The following is a 16,242-nucleotide window of genomic DNA, read 5'->3' as shown; positions in this document are numbered from 1 at the left end:
TCCTAGTCCGTCATCTTGTGCGTTTTCGCAGCCAGCGGTCCATGGTCACGGCGAACAGGATGAGGCAGCCCTGCAGGACCTGCTGATAGATCGTGTCCCAGCCGAGCAGGTTGAACCCGTTGCCGATCAGGGTCAGCAGCAGCGCGCCGACGATGCCGCGCCAGACCGCGCCCTCGCCGCCGAGGATGCTGGTGCCGCCCACGACCGCGGCTGCGATGGCGGTCAGCTCCATGCCGGTCGCCATGGTCGACTGGGCCGAACCGGCCCGGGAGGCCAGGATCAGCCCGGCCAGCGCCGAGCAGATGCCGCTGATCACGAAGGCCGACACGTGGATCGAGCCGACCCGGATGCCGGAGAGCCGGGCCGCCTCGGCGTTGCCACCGACGGCGTACAACCGGCGTCCGAAGGTCGTGCGGGCCACGATGACGCCGATGGCCGCCACGACCACCACGAACACGATGGTGGCCGAGGTCAGGCCGAACAGCGACGGCCAGGTCAGCATCCCGAAGTCCTCGGCCTGGGTGGCCAGCGGATAGACGATGGCGCCGCCGGTCACCATGACGGCCAGGCCGCGGTAGACGAGGCTGGTGGCCAGGGTGCCGACGAACGAGTTGACCCCGCTGCGGGTGACCACCATGCCGGTGATGAAGCCGAGCAGGGCGCCCGCCGCCACGGCGCCGGCGAAACCGACGTACACGTTGGTGACCTTGACGATCTGCACGCCGATGATCGCCGACAGGGCCAGCGTGGCGCTGGCCGTCAGGTCGAAGACGCCGCTGACGATGCAGACCGTGGCCCCGACCGCGAGCAGGCCCAGCACGGCCGTCTGATCCAGCAGGTTGACGAGGTTGGCGCTGGTCAGGAACGTGTCGGTGCTGACCGACAGGGCGATGACGATGACCACGAACGCGGCCACGATGCCGTAGTCGCGCAGCCGGAAGGCCAGGCTCGACACGCCCGCCACGGGTGGGGGTTTGGTCACCGCTTGGGGGGATACGTCGACGCTCACGTGGAAACCTCCTGATCGCCGAACGCGGCTGAGATGACTGTCTCGGGGGTGGTGCCGCGCGGGAACTCCCCCACCGGCCGGCCATGCCGCAGCACGAGGACCCGGTGCGAGAGGGCCAGCAGCTCCTCGATCTCCGAGGACACGCAGACGACCGCCATGCCGTCGCGGGCCAGATCGGTGATGAGGTGATGGATCTGGGTCTTGGCGGCCACGTCGACGCCGCGGGTCGGCTCGTCGATGAGCAGCACCCGGGGTTCGCGGAGCAGCCACTTGGCGAACAGCGCCTTCTGCTGGTTGCCGCCGGAGAGCGTCTCGATGGGTGCGGTCGGGTTGGCGGCCCGGATGTCCACGGTCTTCGCGATCTCGCCGACCGCCGCCCCCTCGGCCTTCTTCCGCACGAACGGGCCGACCCGGCGGCCGGGCAGCGACGACAGGGCGACGTTCTCGGCGACCGAGCGAACCATCACCAGACCCTGTTCCTTGCGGGACTCGGGCACCATGGCCACCCCGGCCGCCATCGCATGCCGCGGCGTCCCCCTCTTCAGGGCGGCGCCGTCGACTTCGACCATGCCCTCGGTGGCCTTGTCGGCGCCGAAGAGCAACCGCAGGGTCTCCGTACGGCCGCTGCCGACCAACCCGGCGATGCCGAGGATCTCCCCGGCCCGTACCTCGAGGTCGACGCCCTGAACCAGGCCGCGACGCAGGCCGCGGGCGCTGAGCACGACGGCCGCATCGGCCGGCACGGGGTCCGGGTCCGGATAGAGGACGTCGATCTCGCGGCCCACCATCTGGGCGACGAGGTCCCGCGGCGAGGTTTCCGAGGCTTTTCCCGTACGGATGAGGTTGCCGTCCCGGAGCACGGTGATCCGATCCGCCACGGACAGCACCTCGTCGAGGAAGTGCGAGATCAGGATGACCGTGGTGCCGCTCGCCGCGAGCCGCCGGATCAGGCCGAGCAGGTTCTCCTTCTCGTGCTCGCTGAGCACCGCCGTGGGCTCGTCCAGGGCGAGCACCCGGGCCCCGCGGGCCAGCGAGCGCAGGATCTCCACCTGCTGCTGCACACCGATCGGGAGCCGGTCGACCCGCTCGGCCGGGTCGACCGTGAAACCGGTCAGCTCGATCAGGTCGGCCAGCCGGCGTTTGTCCGGCCGGGCTTGGATCCAGCTGCCGCGCTGCGACCACTGGGCCAGGAACACGTTGTCCAGCACGGAGAGCGCCGGTACGAGCGCGCCCTCCTGCGAGATCAGGCTGACCCCGTGGGCGATCGCGTCGCGCGGGCTGGCGATGGTGACCCGCTCGCCGTCGAAGCTGATCGTGCCCTCGTCGGCCCGGATCGCCCCGCCCAGGATCTTCAGCAGCGTGCTCTTGCCGGCGCCGTTCTCGCCGACCAGGCCGTGCACCTCGCCCGGCGCGATGTCGAGGTCGACGCCGCGCAGGACGGAGACACCGCTGTAGCTCTTTTCGATGCCCCGCACCGAGATGGACGGGGCCTGGTTGCCGTCGGTCGTCATGTCAGTCCGAGTAGTCGGCCGTCTGGCCCTCGAGGCTGGTCTTGGTGCCGAGGCAGTTGAAGTCGGTCAGGGTCGTGCAGACCACGGTCGACTCGGCCACGCTCTGCCCGCGCGCCTTGGCCAGGCCGAGCTCGGCCGCCTTGGCGCCCGACTTCTTCTCCGGCACGGAGTAGACGCCGTACCAGGTGCCCTTGTTGACGTAGTCGTAGGCCTGGGTCGAACCGCCGTTGCCGACGAAGGTGATCTTCTTGCCGGCCGCGAGCGGGGTCGCGCCCTCGAGGGCCTGCGACGACCCGATCACCACGTTGACGTCGGGGTGCGCCTGGAGAAGGTTCTGCATCGCCGTACGGCCGCTGTCGGGGGTGTATCCGCCGACGAAGTTGGAGATGACCTCGGCCGCGCCGCCCGCTTTGAGGGCCTTGACCGCGGCGTCCGTGCGGGCGGTGTCCAGCGGGTAGTTCGCGAAGCCCTGGAAGTACGCCACCTTGCAGGCCCCGTCGGTGACGGTCTTGCAGGCCTCGTTGCCCAGCTTGGCCAGGCCGTCGCCGTTGACCGTGGGCGGGTCGATGATGTTGACGGTGCCCGGGATCTGCGGATCGGCCGTGTCGTACTTGCCGCCGACCGGGGTGAACTCGATGACCGTGGGGATGCCGGCGGCGACCGCCTGCTTGACCGGGTTGACCATCGCGGTGCCGTCGTTGGCCTGCACGATGATGACGTCGTAGCGCTTGGAGGTGACGGCGTCCTGAAGCTGGTTGACCTGGGTCGGCCCGTCGAAGTTCGAGTCGAGGAAGGTGGCCTCGGCGTTGTTGGCGGCCGCGTACTCCTGGATGCCGGCCCAGGTGGCCTGTGCGAAGGAGTTGGCCTTGGCGAAACCGAAGAATCCGATGCTGAGCTTCTTGTCGGCCGGGGCGGCGGTGGCCGCGCTGCCGGCGGCTTCGGAGTCCGGCTTGCTGCAACCGGCGATCAGGACCGCGGCGGCCAGGCCGGCGGCGGTGTAGCGCGCAACTCGTATCACTGGTGCTCCTCTGTTCTCGAAGAGGGCTCGACGAGCTCGAAAACTCCGCCAACGAGCGGCTCGTCTTCCCGGATGTCCAGTAGTGCGGTGAGCCCCTCGGACAAAGAGGCCCGCCACGGGTCGGCGACCCAGTTGCCGTAGTCGGCCGCGGTGTCCCAATCGGCGGTGACGATGTGGGTCGCGGCGCCGGCGTCGACGGATCGCAACAGTTCGGCGGCGCGGCACCCGGGGAACGTCCGGGCCCTCTCCAGGACCCGGTTGTCCGCGTAGAAGGTCTCGAGGTCGGCCGACCTGCCGGCGGCCGCTCGGAGGGTGAGGACGCTGCGGAACACGGGGCCTCCCGGTGCAGTCGGGTTCAGGAGTTGGCAAATGCTGACCGTGGCCGGTCGGCCACGGATGTGCGCCGAGCACAGCGGCGCGGCCGTTCGCTGTGCAGGCACCGGTTCCCGGGCTTTTCGCGGCTCCGGCGGTCGCGCCGTTCACGATTGACACGGCTTCCGGCGCCGTGAAACGTTCGGCTCCTCGCCGCGCCAACCGGCGACGTCCTCCCGGCTTTCTTCACAGCCGTCTTCTCCCGCATGCCTTCTTCACGGCCTTGGCCGCCGCATGCGCTTTGGCGAAAGGCGAACACCATGACCAGCACCAGCCGCGTGGCCATCGACGTCGGGGGCACGTTCACCGACGTCGTGGAGCTGACGCCGGCCACCGGGGAGATCCGGTTCGGCAAGGTGCCCACGACACCGTCCCAGCCCACGGCGGGCGTGCTCGACGCCTTCGGCACCACCGAGGCGCCGATCTCCGAGGTCGCCATGTTCACGCACGGCACCACGCTCGGCCTCAACGCGCTGCTGACCCGCACGGGCGCCCGCACCGCGGTGATCGGCACGGCCGGCTTCCGCGACGTCTATCTGCTGGGCCGCACCGACCGGCGCACCAACTACGACATCACCTACCGGCCGCCGACGGCCCTGCTCGAGCGGTACGACACGTTCGAGGTGCCCGAGCGCAGCCTGTTCGACGGCTCGGTGCACCAGCCGCTGGACGAGGACGCCGCCCGGGAGGTGGCCGCGACGATCGCTTCCCGGGGCTACGACTCTGTGGCTGTGGCCTTCCTGCACTCGTACGCCAACCCGGCCCATGAGACCCGGATGCGCGAGATCCTCGCCGAGGTCGCGCCGGACGTGGTCGTGACCGTCTCGCACGAGCTCTCCCGCGAATATCGCGAGTACGAGCGGACGAGCACGGCGGTGCTGGACGCGTACGTGAAGCCGATCGTCCGCCGCTATCTCACCCGGCTCGAGGGCGAGCTCGCCGCGGGCGGCTTCGAGGGGCGCTTCCTGATGACCCGCTCGGGCGGCGGGGCGATGACCGCGAGCGCGGCCCGTGAGCAACCGGTGAGCCTGATCCTTTCCGGTCCGGCCGGCGGCGTCATCGGCGCCACCGAGTTCGGCAAGCTGATCGGCTCGGAAAACCTGATCACGATCGACATGGGCGGGACGAGCCTGGACGCGTCGCTGGTGGTCGACGGCGCGCCGGTGCTGCACCAGGGCGCCGAGTTCGAGAACCTGCCGATCAACACGCCGTCGCTCTACATCCACACCATCGGGGCCGGTGGCGGCTCGATCGCCTGGCTCGACGGGGCGGGAGCGCTCCAGGTCGGGCCGCAGAGCGCGGGAGCGGACCCGGGGCCGGCCTCGTACGGCAAGGGTGGCACCCAGCCGACCTTCACCGACGCGGCTCTGGCCGTGGGGTACATGGGTGGTTCGGCCGCGCTGGGCGGGCGACTGACGCTGGACGGGCGGGCCGCGCTCGACGCGTTGTCGGTTCTGTCGGACAAACTGGACATGGAGCCGCTGGCCCTCGCGCGCGGCATCATCCGGATCTCCACGACCAAGATCATGGGCGCCGTACGGGCCATCACCGTCGAGGTGGGGCGCGATCCCAAGGACTTCGCGCTGCTGTCGTTCGGCGGTGGCGGCGGGCTGGTGGCCGTGGACGTGGCCCATGAACTCGGGATCCCGACCGTGATCGTGCCGCCGGGCCAGGGGGCGTTCTCGGCGTTCGGGATGCTCTTCGCCGACGTACAGCATGACTTCGCCCGTACGGCCGTGACGCCGCTCGCCTCACTCGATTCTCCCGGGGTGGCCGCTTCCTACGAGGAGATGGCTGTCGAGGCTGCTTCCGCGCTGTCGGCCGAGGGCTTCGCGCCGGACGCTCAGGTGCTTTCCCGCAGTGTGGATGTGCGCTACGCCGGGCAGGAGCACACCGTAACCGTTCCCGTGCCCGCGCTTTCATCCGATTTGTCGGCCGTGGTCGAGGAGGAGTTCACGTCGCTGCATCTCCGTCAGTACGGACATGTCATGAATGATCCGATCGAAGTGACGACGCTGCGGCTGCGGGCCACCGGGCAGGTCGACAAGCCGGTGCTGAATGCGCTGCCGGCGCGCTCGTCCGGTGCCCTCGCGCCGGAGGGAACCCGTGACGTGTATGTCTCGGCGTCGTCGCCGGCGGTGCCGTACGCGCTCTACACCCGCGAGAACCTGCTGGCCGGCGACGAGATCACCGGGCCGGCCGTCATCCACGAACACACCGCGACCACCGTCATCCACGCCGGCGACCACCTGCGGGTCGGCTCGCACGGCGAAATGGTCATCACCGTGAAGGCGGACTCATGATCGACTCCATCACCATCGAGGTCATCCGGCACGGCCTGCTGGCCGGCGCCGAGGAGATGGCCCGCAACCTGTGCCGGACGGCCTACAACACGGTCGTCTACGAGATCCACGACTACGGGATCGGCATCCACGACGCGAACGGCGACGTGGTGGCCGACGCGCCCGGCATCGCGGTCTTCACCCGGGGCAACGACCACGGCATCAAGCGGGCGGTCGAGTTCCTCGGCGTGGACAAGATGCTGCCCGGTGACGTGTTCCTGCTGAACTACCCGTACTGGTCGTCGGCGCACACGCTCGATCCGCTGGTGTTCGCGCCGATCCACAGCGAGGGTTCGCTGATCGGCTTCGCCTCGTGCCGGATCCACGTGCTCGACCTCAAGCAGAAGGACGCGGGGTACGTCCTCGACTCCACCGACATGTACCAGGAGGGGATCTTCTTCGCGGCGGCCAAGCTGTACCGCGAAGGGGTGGCCAACGACGACGTCTTCAACGTGGTGCGCTTCAACAGCCGCATGCCGGAGAGGACCATCGGCGACCTTCAGGCCCAGGTGTCGGCGTGCTTCACGGGCGTCCGGCGTACACAGGAAATCGCTTCCAAATATGGCGCCTCGGTGCTGACGGAGGCGATGGCGGCGATCAACGACCACGGTGAGAAGCTGGCCCGGCTGGCGCTGGCCAAGCTGCCGAAGGGTACGTGGACGGCGCACGACTTCGTCGACCAGGACGGCGTCGACCTCGACCGCCTGATCAAAATGAACGTGACGGTCACCGTGACCGACGACGAGATGATCGTCGACTGGACGGGCAGCGAGAAGGACGTCCGGGGCCCGATCAACCTGCCGGTGGGGCAGACGGAGGCGTTCTGCAGCCTCATCTTCAAGTCGCTGACGACGCCGGACACGCCGGTGGTGGCGGGCAACTTCCGGCCGTTGAGGGTCATCACGGAGCCGGGTTCGGTGATGCACGCGGTGCCGCCGATGCCGACGTTCACGCTCTGGACGGGCCTGCTCGGCGGCGAGGTGGTGCTGAAGGCGCTGGCCCAGGGCATGCCGGATCTGGTGCCGGCCTGCTCGGGCGGCGACGTGTGCTCGATGATGGGCCTGGGCGTGAACCCGCGCAACGGCGAGGCGTGGCTGGAGGCGACGAACGAGGCGGTCGGCTTCGGCGGTCACGCGGGCGGCGACGGCGCGGACGGCATCATGCACCTGTCGGAGCCGGGATGCCGCAACAACCCGGTCGAGGTGCTGGAGACGAAATCGCCGATGTTCATCGAGTCGTACGGCTACCGGCCGGACACGGGCGGAGCGGGCAAGCACCGGGGCGGCGTGGGGGTGGGCCGGTCGTACCGCTTCACGGCCCCGTCGACGGGCATCTGCATCGTGTACAAGACGAAGACGAAGCCGTGGCCCATCGAGGGCGGGCACGAGGGCGACAACAACCACATCGTGCTGAACCCGGGATCGGATCGGGAGAAGGTGACGGGCGGCAGCTACAACCTCCTGGACACCGGGGACGTGCTGGTGAACAACACCGGCGGCGGTGGCGGCTACGGCAACCCGTACGACCGGGACCCGGCCCGCGTGGCCGCCGACGTCCGCAACGGCTTCGTGTCGGCCGCCGCGGCTCAGGACTCCTACGGCGTCGTGGTCGACCCGGCGAGCTTCGAGGTCGACGCCGAGGCCACCGCCCGGCTGCGCGCCACGGTGCCGGCGTGACGTCGCTGTCCATCATCAACGCGACGATCTTCGACGGGGTCAACGGCGACCTCGTCGAAGGCTCGGTGCACGTCGCCGACGGCCGGATCACGGCCGTCGGCGACGGCGCCGCCCCTTCCTCCGCGCGGGTGATCGACGCGCGCGGGCGGACGGTGCTGCCCGGCCTCATCGACGCGCACTGCCACGCGTACGGCATCGATCTGAACATGCTGTCGCTGGAGTCGCGGCCGTTGAGCTACATCGCCCTGGCCGCCGCGAAGCGGCTGGCCGGCGCCCTGTCCCGAGGTTTCACCACGGTGCGAGATCCGTCGGGCGGCGACGCGGGCCTGGACCGGGCGATCAGGGAGGGGCTGATCCCGTCGCCGCGCTACCTGTGGACCGGGGCGGCGCTGAGCCAGACCGGCGGACACGGCGACGTGCGGGCGGCCGACTCGGACGTGTGCGGCTGCGGCGCCCACACGGTCGAGGTGGTGGACGGCGTCGACCCGTTGCGGGTGGCCGTCCGGGACCGGCTGCGCCGGGGAGCCCACGCCATCAAGATCATGGCGTCGGGCGGGGTGGTGTCGCTGACCGACCCGATCCGGATCCCGCAGTACTCGCCGGAGGAGATCCAAGCGGTCACATCGGAGGCGGCGAGGCGAGGCAGCTACGTGGCGGCACATGCCTACTCCCCCGAGGCGATCCGGCACGCGGTCACGAACGGCGTCCGCACGATCGAACACGGCAACCTGCTGGACGCTTCGACGGCGTCGTTGATGGCCGCCGAGGGCGCCTTCCTGGTGCCGACATTGGCGGCGTACGACGCGATGGACCGCCGGGGAGACGCGCTGGGCATGCCGCTGGTGTCGCAGCGAAAGAACCGGGAGGTCCTGGAGGCCGGCCGCAAAGCGGTGGAGCTGGCCCGCGCAGCCGGCGTCCGGGTCGGCTTCGGAACCGACCTGATGGGCGTCCTGGAGGAGGAACAACTCCAGGGCTTACGCCTCCAGGTGGAGGTGGACGGCGTACACCTGGCCCTCCAGTCGGCAACATCGGTGAACGCCGCCCTGATAGGCCGCGACGATCTGGGCCGGGTGGCCCCCGGCTACGTCGCCGACCTCCTCATAGTCGACGGAAACCCTTTCGAGAACCCATCGGTGTTGTGGTCCGGCCCCGCCAACCGCACAGTGATCCAGGCCGGCGAAGTCGTCTCCTGACCCTGTTCGCGCTTGTCCCCGGGCGCCGGTCCTTCCATGGCCGGCGCCCGTGCTCACGCCTCGGGCCGGCCCGCCTCCACGAGCTCGCGACCCGCTGCGGCGCCGTCGCCGGCCGCCTTCCTTCTCTTCGCCTGTCTCCTCTGCACGAGCGCACCCACCGCCGCCAGCCCCATACCGATGGCCAAGCCGAACGCCGTGCCGAGCAGCGGCGAGCCCGCGAAGGCGACACCTCCGACAAGACCCAAGCCGATGATGTACGCCGCCCAGGCCGCACTGGCCAGCAGCGAAAACAACCGGAACCGCCCCACCGGAAACGACACCGACCCGGACGTGAGAGCGCTGGCCGTCCGTCCGTACGGCAGAAACCGGCCAACCAGAATCGCGCTTCCGCCATAGCGCCCGATCGCCCGCTCGGCTCTTTCCTTCGCCTTGATCAGCTTGCGGCTCCTGATCCGGCGGCCGGCCCCGCGCCCCAGCGCGTAGGCGATCCAGTCCCCCACCATTCCTCCAGCCACCACCGCCACCGCGAGCGCGGCGAGGTTGGCCGAGCCGCTCGTGGAGAGCGCGCTCAGACTGATCACCACGGCTTCGGAGGGCATGGCCGGAAAGAACCCGTCGATCGCCACCAGCACGAAGACGACGAGGTAGATCCACGGCGACGAGATCAACGGCATCAGATGGTCCAGCAACGACGTCCTCCCTCGATCTCTGCCTTCGACCGTACGGATGTCAGGAGCGCCGCTCGATGGTGCAAGCCCGCCGATCATGGGTAGGGACAGCACCACCGCCTCTCGTAGTGTCAGGGCCTTTCCGAACCGCTGGTTGACGCCAGGCATAAGAATCGGCGAATGCTTGACAGCGGCCGGAATCCGACCGCATCCCTCGCAAGCCTCACGGTTGGCCGTCAAGCCCTTCACAAGCCATGGGCCTCCGCGATGAAGTCGAGGGCGTCGCGGGGAACGCCGAGGCCGTCGGGGCGGGGCCAATGGATACTGATCTCGTCGAAGCCGAGGGTGCGCAGGCGGCCGACGGTGTCCTGGTAGCGGTCCTTGCTCTCGAAGGGCCACTTCACGGTGACGGCGAACTGGGCTATCCGGGATAGCGACTGACCCTCGGCCAGCGCATCGTCCAGCTGGCCCGCCTGTTTCTCGAGCGCGGCGAACCATTCCTCAGGCCCGACCGCGGGCCCGTAAGGACCGTAGGTGATCCAGGCCTGACCATGGCGGGCGGCGAGCTTGAGGGAGCGCGGGCCGGTGCCGGCCACGGTAAAGGGCACGCGCGGAGTCTGAACGCAACCGGGAAGCTGATGAGCGTCGACGGCCGAGTAACGCTCGCCGCGGACCGTGGTGACCGGCTCGCGCAGCAACGTGTCGAGCAGGTCTATCCACTCGGCGAAGCGGTCCATGCGCTCGCGCGGCGTACGTGGCGGGTCACCGAGAACCAGCGCGTCGGGCCCCTCGGCGCCGGCGCCCAGCCCGACGTCGATGCGGCCGCCGCTGAGCTGGTCGAGCGTCATGAGCTCTTTGGCGAACGGCACGGGATGCCGGTAGTTCGGCGTGGCGACCTGGCAGCCGAGGCGCACGCGCGTGGTCGTCACGGCCGCCGCGGCGAGCAGGGGAACGCAGCCGTACCACGGATTGTCGGCCAGCAACGGCCAGGTCAAATGATCGTAGGTCCAGACAGTGTGCACGCCGAAGCGCTCGGCCTCGGACACCTCGGCGAGAAATGTGCTGGCCGGATGGCGGTCGGGCAGCACCAGAGCGGACAGTCTCATGCGGCGGCCTCCACGACGGCAGTGGCGATCACGAGATCCTCCCAGCCCATCCCCACAGTTTTGATCAACCGGGGCCGGGTGGGGACGGAATCCCGGACCAGGTCGGCATAGGTGACCAGCGCGCCGTCGTCGATGACGCCGGCCTCGATGGCCTGAATGACGTCGCCGGCCTCGCGCAGGGCAGCCGCGCGAGATTCCACGAGCACGCCGCCCCGGCTCACCGTCTCGGCGTCGACCTCACGGGCCTCGGGCTCGTGCGATCCGACGGCCACCACCACGGCCTCCGGCGCGAGCAGCGAACCGGAGAAGAGAGGCTGCCGAGCCGTGGTGCAGCAGACCACGATGTCGGCCTCGGCAACTGCGGAGGCGTCGGCAGCGGTCGCGTGCAGGCTCTCGGCGAAGGCGGCCGTCTTCGCCGGGTCGCGGCCCACGATCCGTACGGAATCAATCGATCTTGTCGCCCGCAGCGCCGCGACGTGACCGCGAGCCTGAGGGCCCGTGCCGAAGACGACCAGCCGGTGGGCGCCGGGCGGAGCGACCAGGTCGACGCCGAGCGCCGACACCGCCGGAGTGCGCAGGGCGGTGAGCGCCGCTCCATCGAGGACCGCGCGCGGCACCAGCGTCTCGGCGTCGAAGAGCACGTAGACCCCATGGATGCGGGGCAGACCGCGGGACGGGTTGCCGGGGGCGATGGTGACCAGCTTGACGCCGGCGGTCTTGCGGTCGGCGGAGGGCATCACGAGGATCTCGCCGGTGCCGGTATTCATAGGTATGCGCGGTGGCTCCCGCTCGGGGTCGAGGCCTGCGGTCAGGGCACCGCGCAGGGCCGCGACGGCTTGAGAAAAGCCGAGCGAGTGCACCTGGTCCGCATTGAACATGCGCTGTACTATGTCACATACCACTGGAGGAGGCAACAGCATGACGATCGGCCCACTGCACACCGCCGGCAGCTATCGCCAGTCCGTTGAGGAGGCGGTTTCGGCCGCCATCGTCTCCGGAGAGTTCCCACCGGGCACCATGCTGACCGCTCCCACGCTGGCCGCGCGTTTCGACGTTTCCGCCACTCCCGTACGGGAAGCGCTGTTGAATCTCGAGAAACGCGGTTTCGTGGAGATCGCGCGCAACAAGGGCTTCCGGGTCACCGAGGTCAGTGAGCAGGAGCTCGAGCAGATCGTGCAGATCCGTCAGTGGCTCGAGGCGCCGGCGATGCGCCTGCTCGCGGGCAAGATCGACGGTACGGCGCTGACCGAGCTCCGCGCGCAGGCCGAAGACATCGTGACCAGCGCGGACGCCTCCGCGTTGCAGACTTATCTGGCGGCCGACACCGCCTTCCATCTTCATCTGCTCAGCCTGACCGGTAACGATCGGCTGGTCACGCTGGTCGGCGATCTTCGGCAGCAGACCCGGCTGGTGGGTCTGGCCAACATGCTGGGCACGCCCGAGCTGGCCCGTTCGTCGGCCGAGCATCACACCCTGCTCGACCTTCTCGTGGCCGGTGAGGGCGCCGCCGCCGAGGGTTTGATGCGGGTGCACATCGGCCATGTCACCGGCTGGTGGAGCGGTCGCCCCGAGGGCGCGCGATGAGGGTGATCGTCGTCGGCGCCGGCATCGTCGGCGCCGCCGTGGCGCGCGAGTTGGCCGGCGCCGGCGCGTCCGTGACCGTTTTGGATCGCGCGGCTTCGGCGGGCGGCACGTCGGCCGCGGGCGAGGGAAACCTGCTGGTCTCCGACAAGGGGCCGGGCGACGAGCTGGTGCTGGCCCAGCGCTCCCTGGCGCTCTGGGAAGCGATGAAAGACGAGGTCAAAGGCTTTCCCAGCATTGAGTACGAGGCCAAGGGCGGCCTGGTCGTCGCCACCACCGAGGCCGGGGCCCGGGGATTGCGGGCGTTCGCGTCCCGCCAGCGCGGCGCCGGGGTGATCGCCGAAGAGGTCGATCCGCACGAGTTGGAACCCGAGCTGACCCGCGACTACACCGCGGCCGTCCATTATCCGCAGGACGCGCAGGTGCAGCCCGCGATCGCCACCGAGGCGCTGCTGGCCGAGGCCCGGCGACGGGGCGCCGCCGTACGGCAAGGGGTCGAAGTCCTCTCTTCTCTTCTCTCGGGCGATCGGCTCGCCGGCGTCCGCACCACCGCCGGTGACCTGCACGCCGACCATGTCGTGATCGCCGCCGGGCCCTGGTCCGGCGAGGTCGCCGCCCGCCTGGGCGTCGCGCTGCCGGTGCGGCCTCGCCGGGGCACGATCCTGGTCACCACCCGCATGCCGCAGCGCATCCGCCACAAGGTCTACGACGCCGACTACGTGGGCGCCGTCGGGTCGAGCGACGCCGCGCTCCAGACATCCAGCGTGGTCGAGTCGACAGCGTCCGGCACGGTTCTGATCGGCTCCTCGCGCGAGCGGCGCGGCTTCGACGGCCGGATCGAGGCGCGGGTCCTGTCCGCGCTGGCCGCCAAGGCGATGGTGCTTTTTCCTTTCCTGGCCGATGTTGCGGTGATGCGGGCGTACGGCGGCTTCCGCCCCTATGTCCCCGACCATCTGCCGGTGATCGGGGCCGATCCGCGGCTGCCCGGCCTGTGGCATGCGACCGGACATGAGGGCGCGGGCATCGTGCTGTCGGCGGCGACCGCCGAGTTGCTGGCCGACCTGCTGCTGGGGCGGGAGACGAGGGTGCCGGCTTCGCCGTTCGCCGTGGAAAGGCCGACTTTGGCCTCGCATCTCGTAAGTAGTGTGTGACATACTACTGAGCATGACGACGACCGGACCGGCCCGCATAGGCCCCGCCGACGACCCCGTTCAGCCGGGCGAGGCGGCGGAGATCGTGATCGTCGTCGACGACGTCCCGGTCGCGGGCCTGGCCGGGCAGACCATCGCCGGGTTGCTCATGGGCGCGGGCCGCCAGAGCTGGCGCACCACCGGCCGGCAGGGCCGGCCGCGGGGCGTCTTCTGCGGCATCGGCGTCTGCTTCGACTGCCTGATCACCGTGAACGGCCTGCGTGACGTGCGCGCCTGTCAGCGCCGCGCCGCCGACGGAGACGAGGTGACCACCCATGACTGAGGTTCTGATCATCGGGGCCGGTCCGGCCGGCCTGGCCGCCGCCGCGGCCGCCCGCCGGTCCGGCGCCCGGGTCGTCGTGCTCGACGCGGCCGAGGATGTCGGCGGCCAATACTGGCGTCATCTCCCCGCGCAGCGCCCGGCCGCCCGCGAGCAGGTGCTGCATCACGGCTGGGGACGGTTCGCCGCCCTCCGAAGGGAACTGACCGGAGTCGAGATCGTGACCGGGGCGCAGGTCTGGCTCGCCGAGCGCCACGACGACCGGCCACCCACCGTGCACGTGCTGATCGGCCCCGCCGACGGCGGCGATCGCCGGCCACAGACTTTCGAGCCCGACGCGCTCGTGTTCGCGACCGGGGCCTACGAGCGGACACTGCCCTTCCCCGGCTGGGACCTGCCCGGTGTCTTCACCGCCGGAGCCGCCCAGGCGCTGGCCAAGGCCGAGCGGGTCGCGGTGGGCCGGCGCGTGCTGGTCGCCGGGGCGGGCCCGTTCCTGCTGCCGGTGGCGTCCAGCCTGATCCGCACCGGCGCCCGGGTGGCCGGCGTGCTCGAGGCCGGCGGCTGGGGCCGGCTCGGCCGCGCCTGGACCACTCGCCCGGCCGAGCTGCTGAGCGCCTCGCACAAGACCGGCGAGCTCGCGGGTTACGTCCGTGATCTCGCGCGTCACCGCGTTCCCTACCGCGTGGCGACCGGCGTGATCGCCGCACACGGCCGCGACCGGGTCGAGGAGGTGACCGTCGCCCGCCTCGACACGGAGTGGGCGCCGGTTCCCGGCACGTCCCGGCGGATCGCGGTGGACGCGGTCTGCGTCAGCCACGGCTTCCTGCCCCGTACCGAGCTGGCCGTCGCCGCCGGATGCGCGACCGGGCCCGACGGCGCCGTCGTCGTCGACGGCGCCTGCCGCACAAGCGTGCCCGGCGTCTTCGCGGCCGGCGAGATCACCGGCATCGGCGGCGCCGATCTGGCCCTGGCCGAGGGCGCGCTCGCGGGCACGGTGGCCGCCGGGGCGGCTCCCACAGCGGCCCAGCGCCGCGAGGTCCTGGTGAACCAGCGCTTCGCCGCCCGTCTCGGCGCCGGGCACGGCATCCGCCCGGGCTGGACCGGATGGCTCGCCGACGACACCCTGATCTGCCGCTGCGAGGAGGTGACCGCGGGCGAGCTGCGCGACATCGCCGCGGCCACCGGGTCGCGCGGGCTACGGTCCCTGAAGCTGAGCACCCGTGCGGGGCTCGGCGTCTGCCAGGGCCGGGTCTGCGGGCGCAGCGTCGAAGAGCTTCTCGACCGTACGACCGGCGGCCTGCTCGACCCGGGCCGGACCGCCACCCGCCCCCTGGCCGGCCTGGTTCGCCTCGGCGAACTGGCACGCATGCAAGGAGACACCGAATGACCGAGACTCTGCGTGGCGTCATCGTCGCCACCGCCCTCCCCTACCGTGAAGACCCCTCCGCCCCGGCCGGCCTGGCCGTCGACTACGACAAGTTCGCCGAGCACTGCGACTGGCTGATCAGCAACGGCTGCCACGGTGTCGGGCCCAACGGCTCGCTCGGCGAATACTCGTCGCTGACCGACGCCGAGCGGCGCAAGGTCGTCCAGGTGGCGGTCGAGGCCGTCGGCGGGCGCGGCGTGGTCGTCGCCGGCGTGCACGGCCCGGGCTGGCACCAGGCGAAGCACTGGGCCGAGCTGGCGGCCGAGGACGGCGCCGACGGCGTGCTCGCACTGCCCCCGACCATGTACCGGGCCAGCGCGTCGCAGGTGGTCGAGCACTACACGCACATCGCCGAGGCCGGGCTCCCGATGATGATCTACAACAACCCGTACGACACCAAGGTCGACCTGGTGCCCTCGCTGGTGGCCGAGATCGCGCAGATCCCGCAGGTGAAAGCGGTCAAGGAGTTCAGCGGCGACGTGCGGCGGCTCTTCGAGATCCGCGAGAAGTGCGACATCGACGTGGTGGCCGGCGCCGACGACGTCCTGTTCGAGCTCATGGTGGACGGCGCGGTGGGCTGGTTCGCCGGTTTCCCCAACGTGTTCCCGGCCGAGTCGGTGCGCATCTACAACCTCATGCTCGACGGTCAGGTGGCCGAGGCCCGCGCGCTGTACGAGAAGCTGGTCGCGCTCTTCCGCTGGGACTCGCGCACCGAGTTCGTCCAGGCCATCAAGCTGAGCATGGACATCGTCGGCCGGTACGGCGGCCCGTGCCGCCCGCCGCGCGGCGCGCTCACGCCGGAGCACCGCGCCCAGATCGAGGCCGAGACCAAGCGGGCCGTCGAGGCCGTCGCGAGCCTGGCGGTCTGAC

At 70.5% G+C, this 16,242-nt stretch carries 15 protein-coding genes; 8 read left to right on the top strand and 7 right to left on the bottom strand.

Translation table 11 applies throughout. The features are described 5' to 3' along the window. Window positions 1-10: 10 nt before the first annotated feature. The 4 genes from ACFY36_RS04955 to ACFY36_RS04940 are packed head-to-tail and all read right to left on the bottom strand — an operon-like array spanning window position 11 to window position 3,870. Entirely contained in the window at window positions 11-1,009 is a 999-nt protein-coding gene (locus ACFY36_RS04955) for an ABC transporter permease (protein ID WP_499744569.1), read from the bottom strand. Further along, complete coding sequence (locus tag ACFY36_RS04950; RefSeq protein ID WP_499744568.1) at window positions 1,006-2,520, bottom strand: sugar ABC transporter ATP-binding protein; 1,515 nt, start codon at window positions 2,518-2,520, stop codon at window positions 1,006-1,008. The genes ACFY36_RS04955 and ACFY36_RS04950 overlap by 4 nt, the downstream gene beginning before the upstream one ends. A gap of 1 nt (window position 2,521) precedes the next feature. Continuing rightward, entirely contained in the window at window positions 2,522-3,538 is a 1,017-nt protein-coding gene (locus tag ACFY36_RS04945) for a sugar ABC transporter substrate-binding protein (RefSeq protein ID WP_499744567.1), read from the bottom strand. Then, window positions 3,535-3,870 (bottom strand): antibiotic biosynthesis monooxygenase family protein, encoded by a 336-nt coding sequence (locus tag ACFY36_RS04940; RefSeq protein ID WP_499744566.1) that lies wholly within the window; start codon window positions 3,868-3,870, stop codon window positions 3,535-3,537. The genes ACFY36_RS04945 and ACFY36_RS04940 overlap by 4 nt, the downstream gene beginning before the upstream one ends. Window positions 3,871-4,170: 300 nt before the next feature. On the opposite strand from ACFY36_RS04940, the gene ACFY36_RS04935 reads away from it, so the two are divergent. Genes ACFY36_RS04935 through ACFY36_RS04925 form a run of 3 tightly spaced genes read left to right on the top strand, consistent with a single transcriptional unit; the run spans window position 4,171 to window position 9,121 of the window. Next, window positions 4,171-6,213 carry a hydantoinase/oxoprolinase family protein gene (locus ACFY36_RS04935; protein WP_499744565.1) on the top strand — a complete coding sequence of 681 codons (2,043 nt, stop codon included), beginning with the start codon at window positions 4,171-4,173 and terminating at the stop codon, window positions 6,211-6,213. Then, window positions 6,210-7,928 carry a hydantoinase B/oxoprolinase family protein gene (locus ACFY36_RS04930; protein WP_499744564.1) on the top strand — a complete coding sequence of 573 codons (1,719 nt, stop codon included), beginning with the start codon at window positions 6,210-6,212 and terminating at the stop codon, window positions 7,926-7,928. Before ACFY36_RS04935 ends, ACFY36_RS04930 begins: the two co-directional genes overlap by 4 nt. Beyond that, the gene (locus ACFY36_RS04925; protein WP_499744563.1) at window positions 7,925-9,121 is read left to right on the top strand and encodes a metal-dependent hydrolase family protein; all 1,197 of its coding nucleotides are present in this window, start codon (window positions 7,925-7,927) and stop codon (window positions 9,119-9,121) included. Before ACFY36_RS04930 ends, ACFY36_RS04925 begins: the two co-directional genes overlap by 4 nt. Before the next feature lie 53 nt (window positions 9,122-9,174). On the opposite strand, the gene ACFY36_RS04920 is transcribed toward ACFY36_RS04925, so the two are convergent. From ACFY36_RS04920 to ACFY36_RS04910, 3 genes are all read right to left on the bottom strand, one after another. Then, a complete protein-coding gene (locus ACFY36_RS04920) occupies window positions 9,175-9,810 on the bottom strand; it encodes a DedA family protein (RefSeq protein WP_499744562.1) in 636 nt (211 codons plus the stop codon). A 224-nt stretch (window positions 9,811-10,034) separates the two neighbouring features. Beyond that, window positions 10,035-10,895: an LLM class flavin-dependent oxidoreductase gene (locus ACFY36_RS04915; RefSeq protein ID WP_499744561.1), complete on the bottom strand. Its 861-nt coding sequence runs from the start codon at window positions 10,893-10,895 to the stop codon at window positions 10,035-10,037. Further along, a complete protein-coding gene (locus tag ACFY36_RS04910; protein ID WP_499744560.1) occupies window positions 10,892-11,773 on the bottom strand; it encodes an ornithine cyclodeaminase family protein in 882 nt (293 codons plus the stop codon). Before ACFY36_RS04910 ends, ACFY36_RS04915 begins: the two co-directional genes overlap by 4 nt. A 40-nt stretch (window positions 11,774-11,813) precedes the next feature. Between ACFY36_RS04910 and ACFY36_RS04905 the strand changes: the two genes are divergently transcribed. The 5 genes from ACFY36_RS04905 to ACFY36_RS04885 are packed head-to-tail and all read left to right on the top strand — an operon-like array spanning window position 11,814 to window position 16,241. Further along, a complete protein-coding gene (locus ACFY36_RS04905; protein WP_499744559.1) occupies window positions 11,814-12,479 on the top strand; it encodes a GntR family transcriptional regulator in 666 nt (221 codons plus the stop codon). Beyond that, entirely contained in the window at window positions 12,476-13,627 is a 1,152-nt protein-coding gene (locus ACFY36_RS04900; protein ID WP_499744558.1) for an NAD(P)/FAD-dependent oxidoreductase, read from the top strand. The genes ACFY36_RS04905 and ACFY36_RS04900 overlap by 4 nt, the downstream gene beginning before the upstream one ends. Before the next feature lie 13 nt (window positions 13,628-13,640). Then, on the top strand, window positions 13,641-13,949 hold the full coding sequence (locus ACFY36_RS04895; protein WP_499744557.1) for a (2Fe-2S)-binding protein: 309 nt from the start codon (window positions 13,641-13,643) through the stop codon (window positions 13,947-13,949). After that, window positions 13,942-15,333 carry an FAD-dependent oxidoreductase gene (locus ACFY36_RS04890; protein ID WP_499744556.1) on the top strand — a complete coding sequence of 464 codons (1,392 nt, stop codon included), beginning with the start codon at window positions 13,942-13,944 and terminating at the stop codon, window positions 15,331-15,333. Before ACFY36_RS04895 ends, ACFY36_RS04890 begins: the two co-directional genes overlap by 8 nt. Next, on the top strand, window positions 15,330-16,241 hold the full coding sequence (locus ACFY36_RS04885) for a dihydrodipicolinate synthase family protein (RefSeq protein WP_499744555.1): 912 nt from the start codon (window positions 15,330-15,332) through the stop codon (window positions 16,239-16,241). The genes ACFY36_RS04890 and ACFY36_RS04885 overlap by 4 nt, the downstream gene beginning before the upstream one ends. The last annotated feature ends 1 nt before the right edge of the window (window position 16,242 follow it).

The organism is Actinoplanes sp. NPDC000266 (genome assembly GCF_042899005.1).
In the GTDB taxonomy this organism is placed as follows: domain Bacteria; phylum Actinomycetota; class Actinomycetes; order Mycobacteriales; family Micromonosporaceae; genus Actinoplanes.
This window is presented reverse-complemented; position numbering and strand designations above follow the sequence as displayed.

Bases quoted from the DNA above. Each gene is read 5' to 3' on its own strand.
- ACFY36_RS04950 (WP_499744568.1), bottom strand. From the start codon at position 2,520: ATGACGACCGACGGCAACCAGGCCCCGTCCATCTCGGTGCGGGGCATC.
- ACFY36_RS04935 (WP_499744565.1), top strand. From the start codon at position 4,171: ATGACCAGCACCAGCCGCGTGGCCATCGACGTCGGGGGCACGTTCACC.
- ACFY36_RS04930 (WP_499744564.1), top strand. From the start codon at position 6,210: ATGATCGACTCCATCACCATCGAGGTCATCCGGCACGGCCTGCTGGCC.
- ACFY36_RS04915 (WP_499744561.1), bottom strand. From the start codon at position 10,895: ATGAGACTGTCCGCTCTGGTGCTGCCCGACCGCCATCCGGCCAGCACA.
- ACFY36_RS04910 (WP_499744560.1), bottom strand. From the start codon at position 11,773: ATGTTCAATGCGGACCAGGTGCACTCGCTCGGCTTTTCTCAAGCCGTC.
- ACFY36_RS04905 (WP_499744559.1), top strand. From the start codon at position 11,814: ATGACGATCGGCCCACTGCACACCGCCGGCAGCTATCGCCAGTCCGTT.
- ACFY36_RS04900 (WP_499744558.1), top strand. From the start codon at position 12,476: ATGAGGGTGATCGTCGTCGGCGCCGGCATCGTCGGCGCCGCCGTGGCG.
- ACFY36_RS04895 (WP_499744557.1), top strand. From the start codon at position 13,641: ATGACGACGACCGGACCGGCCCGCATAGGCCCCGCCGACGACCCCGTT.
- ACFY36_RS04890 (WP_499744556.1), top strand. From the start codon at position 13,942: ATGACTGAGGTTCTGATCATCGGGGCCGGTCCGGCCGGCCTGGCCGCC.
- ACFY36_RS04885 (WP_499744555.1), top strand. From the start codon at position 15,330: ATGACCGAGACTCTGCGTGGCGTCATCGTCGCCACCGCCCTCCCCTAC.